Source organism: Jatrophihabitans sp. GAS493 (assembly GCF_900230215.1).
Taxonomy (GTDB): Bacteria; Actinomycetota; Actinomycetes; order Mycobacteriales; family Jatrophihabitantaceae; genus MT45.
This window is the reverse complement of record NZ_LT907982.1, coordinates 1,458,344-1,470,714: the sequence shown is the minus strand read 5'-3', so window position 1 is coordinate 1,470,714 and position 12,371 is coordinate 1,458,344. Positions and strand designations below refer to the sequence as shown.

Genomic DNA, 12,371 nt, shown 5'->3' with positions numbered 1-12,371 from the left:
CGGCGTGGCAAACCAGACGTTGTCTCAATCGCACCGCAGCCTCGTGCCGGCTCGACTCGATCGTCTGCCCTGGAGCCGGTTCCACTGGCTGGTGATCGTCGGCCTGGGCGTCGCCTGGATTCTCGACGGCCTGGAGATCCAGATCGTGTCGCAGGCCGGCTACCAGGATTCCCTCGGTCTGAGCAACGGGCAGGTCGGGGCCGTCGGCTCCGTCTACCTTGCCGGTGAGGTGATCGGAGCCCTCGTCTTCGGGCGCATCACCGACCGCCTGGGTCGTCGACGGCTGTTCATCATCACCCTCGGGGTCTACCTCATCGCCAGCGGCCTGGCCGGATTCAGCTGGGATCTATGGTCATTGCTCCTCTTCCGCTTCGTCGCCGGCCTCGGCATCGGTGGCGAATACACCGCCATCAACTCGGCCATCGACGAGCTCATCCCGTCGCACTACCGGGGCCGGGTCGACATCGCGATCAACGGAACCTACTGGGGCGGCGCTGCGCTCGGCGCCATGGCCAACCTCTATCTGCTGTCGGACAATGTGCCGGAAAATATTGGCTGGCGTCTCGGATTCTTCATCGGACCGCTCATCGGCTTGGCGGTGATCGGGCTGCGGCGCCACATTCCGGAGAGCCCGCGCTGGCTGATGACCCACGGGCGCGAGGAGGAGGCCGAACGCACCGTCGACGACATCGAGGCGCGGGTCGAGGCCGAGGGGAAGAAGCTGGAGCCGGTGCCCGACAGCAAGGCACTCGACGTCACCCCGGTGCCGAACGTCGGGTACATCCAGATGGGAAAGATCTTCTTCGGCCAGTACCCGTCCCGGTCCTTCCTCGGCTTCAGCATGATGGTGACGCAGGCGTTCCTCTACAACGCCATCTTCTTCACCTACGCGCTTGTTCTGGAGAATTTCTATGGGGTGTCAAAGGCGCATACCAGCTACTACTTCTTCCCCTTCGCCCTCGGCAATCTCCTCGGTCCGCTGCTTCTCGGGCACCTCTTCGACACGGTCGGCCGGCGCCGGATGATCTGCTTCACCTACACCCTCTCCGGCCTGCTGCTGCTGGTTTCGGCCTACTTCTTCCACGCCGGGCTGCTCAACGCCACCACCCAGACGATCTTCTGGTGCGTCATCTTCTTCTTCGCCTCGGCCGGAGCCTCCTCGGCGTACCTGACCGTGAGTGAGATCTTCCCGTTGGAGCTTCGCGGTCAGGCGATCTCGTTCTTCTTCGCCCTGTCGCAGGGTGCGGGCGGAGTGGTGGCACCGTTCCTCTTCGGCCATCTCATCGGCGGGGCCAACAACCCCAATCCGGATCGGACGCCGCTGTCCTGGGGTTACGTGATCGGCGGGGTGATCATGATCCTGGGCGGCGTCGTGGCCTGGTACTTCGGCGTCGATGCCGAGCGGAAATCCCTGGAAGATATAGCCAATCCGCTGTCGGTGAGCCGCAGCAGCACCCCGCCCGCTGCGGCCGGCGCCGCGGCCGCACCAGCCTGAGCCACGTAGCATCGTGGGGTGAGCGAAGCCTCAACGGGAACGTCGGACGATACCAGCGCCGCACCGCCGAGTGGCGGCGAGAGCCGGCTGACGGTGCTCCTTGCGCTGGCCGCCAACATCGGAGTCGCGCTAGCCAAACTCGCGGCCGGGCTCTTCACCGGATCGAGCGCTCTCCTCTCAGAGGCCGCGCACTCCTTCGGCGACAGCTCGACCGAGGTCTTGCTCCTCACCGCCCTGAGCAAATCGAAGCGGCGAGCCGATCGCGTTCACCCCTTCGGATACGGCAAGGAGCGTTACTTCTGGTCGCTCTTCGCCGCGATCGGCATCTTCGCCTCCGGCGCCGCCTTCTCGATCTATGAAGGCCTGCACACGATGCTCGGGCACTACGAACGAGCCAGTGAGAGCCTCTGGATCAACTATCCGGTGCTGATCATCGCCGGGGTGCTGGAGGGGCTATCGCTGCGCCAGGGGGTGCGGCAGGCCCGGGGGGCGGCCCGTCGTCACGGCCGCAGCCTCGTCGGTTACCTGCACGATCCCGATGACCCGACGGTGAAGAGTGTCGTCCTCGAGGACACCACCGCCATCATCGGTCTGGTCATCGCCGCAACCGGGGTGGCGCTGCACCAGATCACCGGGTCGGCCTTCTGGGACGGCGCCGCGTCACTGCTGATCGGCCTGCTCCTCGTCATCGTCGCCTTCCTGCTGGCCCGCACCTGCGAAATCCTGCTCATCGGGCAGCAGGCCGACGTCAGACTCATCCAGGCCGTCGACGATCGACTGGCTCAGCAGCCCGAGATCGATTCAGTCGTCGACGTCCTCACCATGATGGTCGGCACCGACCAGGTGCTGCTCTGCGTCCGGGCCGACTTCGTCGACACCTTCACCGCCGGGGAGCTAGAGGATGCCTGCGTCCGCATCGACCGCACGCTGCGCGAGGAGTTCAGCGAGCTCGACGAGATCTTCATCCAGCCCACCGCCCGCTCGGACGCCGCGGTCCGGGCCCGGGTGGTGGCCCGCTACGGGCGAAGCCTGGCCGACGAGCGAGAGTTGCGCGACCCCGCCTAGCCGGCACGTAGGCTGATCGGGTGTCCGTCTTCCTCCGAGCCCTCGCCGCGGGGACTGCGGCCGGGGTGGCGACCGCCGCCTATGGTTCGCTGATCGAGCGGAACGCCTTCACGCTGCGTGAGTTCGAGGTGCCGGTCCTGACGCCGGGTAGCCGCCCGATCCGGCTGCTGCATCTCTCCGATCTGCACATGATGCCGAATCAACGGCGCAAGCAGGCCTGGATCCGCGACCTGGCCCGTCTCAAACCTGACCTGGTGATCAACACCGGCGATCACCTCTCCTCGGTGCGGGCGGTTCCGGCGTTGATGCGCTCGCTGGAGCCGTTGATGGAGTACCCCGGCGCGTTCGTGCCGGGGAACAACGACTACTACGCCCCCAAGCCCAAGAGCCCGACCCGATACTTCGAGCCGCAGAAGGAGTTCACCCACGGCGAGCGGCTGCCCTGGCCGGCGATCGCGGCGACGATCAGTGACGCTGGGTGGCACGATCTCACGCACGTCCGGACGACGGTGAAGGTCGGGGCGCAGGGGGCGCAAGTGGCGCTGGCCGGTACCGACGACCCGCACCTGAAGCGTGCTCGCTACTCGCTCATCGAGGGCCCGGCCGAGCCGGACGCGGTGGTGCGGATCGGCGTGCTGCATTCTCCGGAGCCCGCGCTGCTAAACCGATTCGCCGCTGACGGCTACGACCTGGTGCTGGCCGGACACACACATGGCGGGCAGGTGCGGGTGCCTTTCGGCCCGGCGCTGGTCACCAACTGCGGAATCGACGTGCACCGGGCCCGCTGGCTGCACAAATGGGACGAGAAGATGTGGTTTCACGTCTGCGCCGGTCTGGGCACCAGTCCGTACATGCCGATCCGGATCGCCTGCCGCCCGGAGGCGTCACTACTGACTCTCGTGGATCGAACAGATTAGTGGATCGAACAGATTAGTGGATCGAAGCTAGCCGAGCTCACTTCTCGGCGGCGGCCTTGATGGCGGCCAGCGTCTCGGGGATCCCTTCGTGAGCGGCTCTGGTCCTCTCCTCGATCTGGGCTTGGGCCTGGTCGCCGTACCGCTCCTGGAAGAACGCGAACGCCGACCCGGGGAAGTCCCACCGCTCGGTCAGCTCGGTGCCGGCGTCCGGCCCGTCGCCCAGGGCGCGGAAGGTGTAGCCCCAGCGCACCCGCGACGTCGTTACCTCGAAGGCGAACTCCCGGCCCCGCTCGGCCGCGACGACCTCCGACCGCGTCTCCCAGGTGCGCTCCGGGGTGACGTTGCGTCCCCGGAAGAAGGCCCCGACGGCGGGGCCGCCGGGCTCCTCTTCCCACCAGCAGGCCTTGCAGATCGGGCTCCAGTCGCCCATGTTGGTCACGTCGGCGACGAGGTCGTAGAGGTCATCGGCACTGCGGGCCACCGTGATCGAGGCTGAGAAGGTGAGATCGTCCATAGGCCCAGTATGCGGTCAGACGGGAACGCGAGGGCTGGGCGCGGCGGGTGTGACGGTGCCTCCGCACGGCTGGGCCAGGGCTCATTTCGCGACTCGCTTTTGGACAGGCTATGCTGGAGCGGTTGTGCTGATCGTGGCCACTGGCTGTGATCAGACAGAGCGGGGTGTGGCGCAGCTTGGTAGCGCGCTTCGTTCGGGACGAAGAGGTCGCAAGTTCAAATCTTGTCACCCCGACAGAACAACTTCCCGACACAGGGCCCGTGTTTCCTCGGAGACACGGGCCTTCGTGCATCTCCGGGCCCTCAAATTGGTCCACCGTTAAGTTCGCCTGCGGCGTCACTGTAGGGGTTCGCTTTCGCTCACCGATGCCCGACACCTTCCGTGATAGCTGGGAGCTGATAGGTGCCGTCGAGGACGGGGTCTCCGGGGATGTAGAGCCGCAGGACGAGACGGAAGGGGCCGCTGGGGGTCGGCAGCCAGTTGGCGCGGCTGGTTGGGTCGGTGGGTTCGGTATGGCTGAACGTGATGGTGAGGCTGCCGTCAGCGTCGTACCGGATCCCGGGTGTGCGGTCGCCGATGGAGTAGCGGTCGATGGCGTTTTCAACCAGGTAGTACTGAGGGATGTTGTACAGGGTGATCGACCAGAACGCGCCCACTGGTGGCGGTTCGTCAAACGTCGCGGCGTAGGTCTTCTCACCGACGAGCGGCGCGCCGCTGATGTCGGTGAAGGCTTGGGCGTACACGGCTTCGTAACCGTGATTGCCCCACAGACCGAGGCGATCGGCCACGGCACGCTCGACGATGCGACGCGCCGGGTCGCCGATCTTCCATTCCACCTCGTCGCGGGTGCCGAGCCCGAGGTTGTAGACGCTGTAGTCGAACATATGCATGCCGACGGTCCAGCCGTTGTTCACCGGCGAACTGCCGTGATGGGTGAGGTACTCCAGCTTCTCGATTCCGCTGCGATAGCCGGCACTCATCGCGTCGGTGAACTCGCCGGGTTCGAGATAGGGCGACTCCCCTTCCACGATCCCGAGAGGGCGGTATTTGTCGGTGAACTCGTCGTCGCCAGCCGGTGCGGGGAATGTCTGGGACCAGACCCTGGCCTGCTCCCAGAACCGCAGCTCATGAGACAACCCATCCCCGACCGATGGAATGCCGATGTACGACGCGGCCTCTACCAAGGGGCGCAGCACCAATGCGTCCTGTGCGGCGTTGGCCGCTTTGACGTCGTCGGGACCAGCGCAGGCGAACCGCCCCACGATGGACACGATGTTCGTCGAGGCGGTGACCGCGGTGTACCCGTCGGGCAAGCCGTCGGCACCACGCGGGGGGACGACCACGAACCGACCAGTGCCTGACCCGGTCGACCTGGTCCCGATGTAGGCAATGTTGTTCGACCACGCGTCGACGAACTGCAGCACGTAGTACCGGTCACCGGTGTCGGGAACCTCGACGAGCACGGGACCGCCCGAGAGATCCAGCTGGGCGATCGAATACAGCGTGTCGTTGTTGATCGTGACAAATGTGTCTTGCGGCCCGGCCAATTTACGGGCGTGGGAGAACGTGTTGAAGTCCCGTGGTGGGTTCGACCCAACTCCCGTGGTCACATACCGCACGACTTGACGAAGGTTCTCCACCAGCGGGTAGTAGTACAGGTAGGCCTCGGCAGCCAGCTCATCGGTATCGGTCATACCGGAAGCCTCAACTACGCCGCTGACGAGCGTCTCACCCTCCCGGCACGAAACCGAGAACGGCCGCAGTTGGCCGGCACCGGTCAAACGAACGCCGGCGCGGCCCGATTGGCCAACGTCCCCGCTCCGGACCTGGCGGCGCGCACGCCCCGGCCGGTCCTCGAAAGCGCACGGACCCGTAGGTCCAAGGGGATTTGCCGAGTCGATCTCGATACGGTCTGCAGTGCTGGCTTGCGTATAGCGCGCACCCTCCACATATCTGGGGCCGGCCGGGACCGACCTCCGACAAAGAGTCAGTTGTCGTAGACCCATTCTCCGTATTGGCATCCGGCGATCGCTTCCGCGCGGTCGAACCGGGTGGGTGGATTGACCGGAGTAGCCATAGCGTCCCGGCAGACCGCTGCAATGTCTGCACTTTCAAGCGGCGAGCCATAGACGCTCTCACATCCTTGGGCTGAGTCCGCTCTGAGTGAGAAGCGAGCTGACGCTTCGCCGATACCGGTGTCGGTGCGTCTGGGCCTGTCGTTTGCCCGGCCAATCGCGCCGAGGTGTATCAAATCGGTGGTCGATGGCTCAAGATGGATACTGCCCGCAACACGGCCAATACTGACCCGTGCCCGGGCGCTGCCTAGCCTTGGGGATGACGCTCATGAGCTCCGATGCCCTCGCGATAACGGTCACGGCGCAGACCGACCGGTATGACGAGAACGATGATCGCTGGCTCGCTCAGGTCGCAGAGTTTCGCCACGAACTACGAGTCGAGACCGGCTGCGTCCAGGTAGCAGCAGTGCCGACGCCGGGCATGAAGGGTGGCCTGGACCAGATCATCCTCTCCCTCGGGTCGGCCGGCGCGTTCACCACCACCATCGAGATGCTGCGGATCTGGCTGGCCCGGGACCGAACTCGCTCCGTACATGCGGTCTGGACCGACGACCAGGGCGCGAGTCGCGAAGTCACGCTGTCGGCCGAGAACGCCGATTCGACGACGCTGGCCCCGCTGGTCGAAGCCCTGGCTCGCAAGATCGAGGCGACGTCATGACCTATCGCGCCCTGCTGATAGGCAACAGCACGTTCGAGGCGGACGCCGGCCTCAACCCGCTGAACGCACCCACCAAGGACGTCGCAAGATTGCATCGCGCCCTCGTCGACTCCGAGACGGGCCTGTTCAGCGACGAGAACGTCCGCCTGGTCACCGAGCGAAAGCACGACGAGATCCTCGACGAACTCGACGAGTTCTTCGCCTCCGGTGGGCGCGAGGACCTGATGCTCCTCTACTACAGCGGGCACGGACTCCTGGACGACCACAGCCATCTCTACCTCTGCGGGCGGGACACCCGCTCCGATCGGCTACCGCGTACCGGCATCAGCGACGAGACGATCAACGACTTCATCCGCGGCGCGTCGTCGATGCGCACCATCCTCGTGCTGGATTGCTGTAGCAGCGGCATGTTCAAAGGTGGGGCCATCGACACCCAGCTCGGCGGACCGGGCCGCTACGTGGTGTCGAGTGCCCGCGGTAAGACGCTCGCCAACGATTCCCAATCACCGACCGGCACCAGCCTCTTCACCGAACACCTCGTGGAGGGTCTGCTCGGTGGGGCGGTCGACTCGAACGGTGACGGGCTGATCGATCTTCACGAGATCTACGACTACGTCAAGAAGCGACTGGCTGAGACCAGTAAGCAGATCCCGCACAGCCGATTCGACGGTGACGGTGACATATCGCTGGCCCGGATCAAGCAGCCGTCCCCGCCGATCGCGATCGCCGCCGAACCGACCAGGTCACGGCACACGCCAGAGGCGCCATTCGGCCTGTCGGAGAGCGTGATCACCCTTCGCGACGTCGACCACGACGAGAAGCTTCGTCCGGAGATTGTGGAGATCCTCCGGTTCAGCGACGATGACATCTCGATCACGGCTGAGACCTTCGACGACTGGCTGAACGTCGCGCTCATCGGCGACAAGTTGGTCGTGACGCTCTCCCCCGTGCCGGGCAATAACCGGGGAAAGGTCCTGGTTCGCGATCGACTCACGGGCAGCGTGCAGATCCTGCGGGTGGAGGCCTTCGTGCGACCGGCTCCACCGAAGGCGGTCCCACCGGCAGCTGAACCGCCGCCGGACGCCGCCGCAACGGCCGCCCGCGGCGAGGCGCGCCGACCGGAGCCGACCACGGAACCGCCGCCACCCCCGCCACCTCCCCCATCGGAGGCCTACCGGGCACCACCACCGCAGCCCCCGAATGCGCCGGCCTGGAACCAGAGTCCACCTCCGTACACCAACCAGCCGTACAGCAGCCAGCCGCCGTACGGTAACCAACCGCCCTACAACCCGACCTACAGTGCGCCGCCGCCGTATCACCCACAGCCCGCGCAGCCCCCGCAGCGCCCGCAGCCCCCGCCGGTCTACCGGGCACCGCTCACTTCCGGCACGAAGACCGGAACCAATGGAATGGCTGTCGCTTCGTTAGTGCTGAGCTTGTTCTGGATCTACGGCATCGGCAGCGTCCTGGCCATCGTCTTCGCCCGCAAGGCAAAGCGGCAGATCGCGCAGACCGGCCAGAGCGGTAGTGGCCTGGCCACCGCCGGCCGGATCATCGGATGGATCGGTATCGTCGGCCTTATCCTGCTGATCATCGTCGGCATCGCCGCGCAGGGCTCCGGGAGCGGATCCTGAGACAGAGTCGGAGGACACCATGGAGGGCTTCGGCTTAATTGTTCGGCACATCGTGAAGGCTGGTCACGAACCGGAGTTCGATCGCCTAGCGGCGACGGCAGCAGCTCGCATCCGTGAGCTGGAGCCGGGGACGCTGGTCTATCTGTCGCATGCGGTCGCCGGTGAACCGAGGATTCGGGTCTTCTACGAGCTATATCGCGACGAGCAGGCCTTCGCCGAGCATGAGCGCCAGCCGCACGTACGGGACTTCCTCACCGCCCGCGAGCAGCATCTCGATGGCATCGAGGTGGAGTTCCTGAACGTCGTCGAAGGGAAACCTCCGGCGTGACCGAGGCGCGCCCTTCGAAGGGTCTTATGACTCTCGACCATGTCGTACCCCCGGCCTAGGGTTGTTTCTGTTCGCGCCTTGCCTATCGCCCTACGCTCAGGAGCAACTGACATGACCACCAGAGACACACCCTTCGCACCCGGAACACCCTGCTGGGTCGACCTGCTCAGTTCAGATGTCGAGAAGGCCAAGGCCTTCTACGGTGGCATCTTGGGCTGGACCAACGTCGACGGTGGCCCCGATTTCGGCGGCTACGTGAACTTCTTCTCCGACGGCCACGGCGTGGCCGGCATGATGGAGAACGCCAATCCGTCTGAGATGGGTCCAGACCGCTGGAACACCTATATCTCCACCGACAACATCGACGCCACGACGGCCTCCGCGAGCGCGGCGGGCGCGCAGGTCATCTCGCCGCCGATGGAGGTCATGGACCTTGGCTCGATGGCTATCTTGCAAGACCCGGCCGGCGGCATGTTCGGGCTCTGGCAGCCTGGCAAACACACCGGGTTCCAGAAGTACAACGAACCCGGTTCAGTCACGTGGGACGAGTTCCACAGCAAGAACTACGCCGCCTCGACATCGTTCTACACGACCGTTTTCGGTTGGAAGCTCGATGTCATGTCCGACGCCGACGACTTCCGTTACTCCACCGGCACGGTGAACGGCGAGGCCGTCGCCGGGATGATGGATTCAAGCGGATTCCTGCCGGCCGAGGTGCCGTCGCACTGGGCCGTCTACTTCGCCGTCGCCAACACCGACGCGGCGGTGGCCCAAGCGGTCGAACTCGGCGGCACGGTGGTTCGCGCGGCTGAAGACACTCCGTTCGGACGGGTCGCCGACATGGTCGATCCGACCGGCGCCGCGTTCAGACTCCTACAGGCCCCGGCCGAGGCGGGTTAGCCGCTGGCGTACTGAGTCCGCACCGATGTGTGGTGCCCGTTAGCGCGGCCGTTGATACCCTGCCAGTGAGCGGGCGCGCTGCCTAAGGGCGCGCGCCGGAGAATCGGTCTCAGTGAGTCGGGAGAGTGAATGGCACGCTGGCGCAGGGAGCGGGGCGGCGAGACGTCGCTCTTCCCTGGCTTCGTCGACGTGTCGGAGATCGGCATCGGCAGCCTGGCGACGGTCTTCCGCGCCAAGGAGAGCAGCACCGGGCGCGCGGTCGCCCTGAAACTGTTGAACGTGCGCGACGTCTCGCCTCGGGCGCTGGAGTCGTTTCACCGTGAGTCGATCGCGCTCGGGGCGCTGAGCTCGCACCCCAACATCGTCACGCTCTATCGAACCTTTCAGACCCCCGACGGGCGGCCCGTGCTCGTATTGGAGCTCTGTGTCGGTTCGGTCTCCGACCGGATTCGCGGCGGCGAGGGGATGCCAGCAGACGAGGCCGTGTCGATCGCGATCAAGGTCTCGGGGGCACTGGAGACGGCCCACCGTTCACAGATACTGCACCGCGACGTCAAGCCGCAGAACATCCTGATCACCGAGTTCGGAGAGCCGGCCCTGGCCGATTTCGGGGTTGCGATGCTGCAGTCGGCCAGCGAGACGACGGCCGGCCTCTTCGACTTCACCACGCTGCACGCCGCACCGGAGTTGCTGGAGGGGAAGCAGACCTCCGCCGCGACAGACGTCTATGAGTTGGCCTCGACCCTCTACCAGTTGGTCTCCGGACAGTCCGCTTTTCGTGCTTACGAGGGTGAGTCGCCAGCGTCGGTGATCCTACGGATTCTGCGAGACCCGGTGCGCCCGGTGCTGGCCCAAGGCGTGCCCGTCCAGCTCTCCGATCTGCTCATCGCGGCGATGTCGAAGGACAAGGATCACCGTCCGGAGACGGCTGCCGAGTTCGCGGCCGAACTTGCGCAGGTCGAGCAGGCGCAGGGGTGGCCGCAGACCCAGTTCCTGGTTCGCGGGGCCGGGGGTACGGCGACGATAGGGAGCCAGCCGTCGATCAGCCGGCTGCCGGGACCGGTCAAGCACCGCGAGGTGATCGCCGTGCCCGAGCCGATCCCGGCAATCGAGCCGGTCGCCATGGTCGAGCCCGAGCCCGTATTCATTCCGCCCGCTCCGGAGGCCACGCCTGCGCCCGCGGTCGACAGGTTCGAATCCAGCTTCATCGAAACCCGGCCCCCTCACGAAGAACCGGTCGTTGCCGACGACCCAGTAGTTGCTGAAGTCCCAGTCGTCGCCGACGAACCAGTAGTTGCTGAAGTCCCGGTCGCCGCCGATGCCCCGGTCGCCGCCGAAAAACCCGCCGTCGCGGAGGCCGCGATAGCAACCGAGCCGCTGATCGCTTCGACGGTATTCGCTACCGCGGCCCCCACGCCGTCGGTCGCCGCACCCCCGACACCGATTCCCTTCGTGCGGATGCTCGTCGTGAATCCCGGAACAACCGAGTTTGTGGACCCGCTGGCCGCCTCCCGAGAGGAGTTTCAGGCCGCGGAAGCGATCGACGTTGGTGCTCCGGCCAAGCCGGAAGCCCCGACCGATGCGGAGGCAGCGGCCGAACCGGCGGCGGCACCGGCAGAACCAGAGCTCGAAACCGAACCAGAGCCCGAACCAGAACCAGACCCAGAACCAGAGCCAGAGCCAGAGCCGGAACCGCTCCGCGCGGCCCACACTGCGCCCCCCGCGCCGGTGCTGGCGGCGGCGAGCAGTTCCTGGTCCGAACCTGTGATCGTGCAGTACCCGATTCCGCCCATCGGGATACCGCCCATCGGGATACCGCCCACCCAGGCCGCCGGCCAGCACCGTGGGCCCGACCTCTTCGATGGCATGGACGAGTTGGAGGTCGAGTCGGCCCACCCCCGGCCGGCTCAACCGGGTACCTACGACCTCACCCCCGAGCCCGGGCTTACCGATGAGCCCGCGCGTGCGCACTCCGGGTTGGACATGGTTGCGCACCCGTCCGAGCAGGTCCCGGAGCAGCCCAACGAGACGGTCAGCGAGCCGGCAGTCGACGCGACCGACGACGAAGCCGAGGCGACCACCCATCCAGCGCTGATTCCGACGGCCTCGACTCCGCTGGCACCTCCGGCCTTCAACCAGGCTGCCCCGGCCGTGCGCACGGAAGCGATCTCCGCCCGACCGGCTGACTCCACCGAGCCAGTCGACGTCAAGTCACTGCCTCCGCACCTGCTACTGAAGTCCTGGTCACACACGGCGGCCGACAATCCCGGGGTCTTCTGGGTCGGCGGAATCCTGTGGGGTGCCGTCCTCATCTCGCTCTTCCTCTACGCGATCGCCAGCCTCGGCGGCTCCACCTCCCACACCGGCCTGGTCCTGCTGGTGGTCGTCGCACTTGCGCTCGTCACCAGCCTGGTGTGCGTCAAAGCCCGCCGCACGCTGACGGTCGATGACGTCGGGATACGGACGCGCGACGGCTTCCGCAGCGTCACCCTCGACTGGAGCGACGTGCGGAGCATTCAACTCCGGCCGCTGCCCGACAGCCGCACCGAGAGCGACCGCAGCCTCCTGGTCGCCCACGCCACCGACGACGAGACGCTGCTCTGGCCGACGGCCGGAGCGACGACAGCGACCAATCGACTATTGGCGATCGTCGAGGGCTATCAGGAGCGGTATCGGATCGGCGAGTCCCTCGCGCCGCGAAAGTCGGACCGCGCCACCCACTAGCGCAGATCGCCCTCCCGCCCGGAGTCGACTCTGGTGCCTCAGACGGTCCGGGACCGTTGGC

10 protein-coding genes and 1 tRNA gene are annotated in these 12,371 nt (G+C 66.2%); 9 read left to right on the top strand and 2 right to left on the bottom strand.

Going from position 1 to position 12,371, the window contains the following annotated elements; translation table 11 throughout:
- Nucleotides 1-4 precede the first annotated feature (4 nt).
- From CPH63_RS06695 to CPH63_RS06685, 3 genes are read left to right on the top strand one after another with little or no spacing between them, the layout of a single operon-like run.
- Nucleotides 5-1,495: an MFS transporter gene (locus CPH63_RS06695; protein WP_197704602.1), complete on the top strand. Its 1,491-nt coding sequence runs from the start codon at nt 5-7 to the stop codon at nt 1,493-1,495.
- A gap of 18 nt (nt 1,496-1,513) precedes the next feature.
- Nucleotides 1,514-2,560, top strand: coding sequence for a cation diffusion facilitator family transporter (locus CPH63_RS06690; protein ID WP_096302141.1), 1,047 nt, complete (start codon nt 1,514-1,516; stop codon nt 2,558-2,560).
- Nucleotides 2,561-2,580: 20 nt separating this feature from the next.
- The gene (locus CPH63_RS06685) at nt 2,581-3,477 is read left to right on the top strand and encodes a metallophosphoesterase (RefSeq protein WP_096302140.1); all 897 of its coding nucleotides are present in this window, start codon (nt 2,581-2,583) and stop codon (nt 3,475-3,477) included.
- A 37-nt stretch (nt 3,478-3,514) separates the two neighbouring features.
- On the opposite strand, the gene CPH63_RS06680 is transcribed toward CPH63_RS06685, so the two are convergent.
- Nucleotides 3,515-3,991: an SRPBCC family protein gene (locus CPH63_RS06680; protein WP_096302138.1), complete on the bottom strand. Its 477-nt coding sequence runs from the start codon at nt 3,989-3,991 to the stop codon at nt 3,515-3,517.
- A gap of 160 nt (nt 3,992-4,151) precedes the next feature.
- Here CPH63_RS06680 and CPH63_RS06675 point away from each other — a divergent pair.
- A tRNA-Pro gene (locus CPH63_RS06675) sits at nt 4,152-4,225 on the top strand.
- Between the two features lie 125 nt (nt 4,226-4,350).
- Here CPH63_RS06675 and CPH63_RS06670 read toward each other — a convergent pair.
- Nucleotides 4,351-5,685 (bottom strand): DUF1254 domain-containing protein, encoded by a 1,335-nt coding sequence (locus tag CPH63_RS06670; protein ID WP_096302137.1) that lies wholly within the window; start codon nt 5,683-5,685, stop codon nt 4,351-4,353.
- Nucleotides 5,686-6,334: 649 nt separating this feature from the next.
- Between CPH63_RS06670 and CPH63_RS06665 the strand changes: the two genes are divergently transcribed.
- The 5 genes from CPH63_RS06665 to CPH63_RS06645 all read left to right on the top strand — a co-directional run bounded on the left by CPH63_RS06665 (nt 6,335) and on the right by CPH63_RS06645 (nt 12,310).
- Nucleotides 6,335-6,724, top strand: a complete 390-nt coding sequence (locus CPH63_RS06665; RefSeq protein ID WP_157749340.1) for a hypothetical protein — start codon at nt 6,335-6,337, stop codon at nt 6,722-6,724.
- Complete coding sequence (locus CPH63_RS06660; protein WP_096302133.1) at nt 6,721-8,358, top strand: caspase family protein; 1,638 nt, start codon at nt 6,721-6,723, stop codon at nt 8,356-8,358. Before CPH63_RS06665 ends, CPH63_RS06660 begins: the two co-directional genes overlap by 4 nt.
- Before the next feature lie 19 nt (nt 8,359-8,377).
- On the top strand, nt 8,378-8,686 hold the full coding sequence (locus CPH63_RS06655) for a putative quinol monooxygenase (protein WP_096302132.1): 309 nt from the start codon (nt 8,378-8,380) through the stop codon (nt 8,684-8,686).
- Between the two features lie 111 nt (nt 8,687-8,797).
- Nucleotides 8,798-9,586 carry a VOC family protein gene (locus tag CPH63_RS06650; protein ID WP_096302130.1) on the top strand — a complete coding sequence of 263 codons (789 nt, stop codon included), beginning with the start codon at nt 8,798-8,800 and terminating at the stop codon, nt 9,584-9,586.
- Nucleotides 9,587-9,715: 129 nt separating this feature from the next.
- A complete protein-coding gene (locus CPH63_RS06645; RefSeq protein WP_096302128.1) occupies nt 9,716-12,310 on the top strand; it encodes a protein kinase in 2,595 nt (864 codons plus the stop codon).
- The last annotated feature ends 61 nt before the right edge of the window (nt 12,311-12,371 follow it).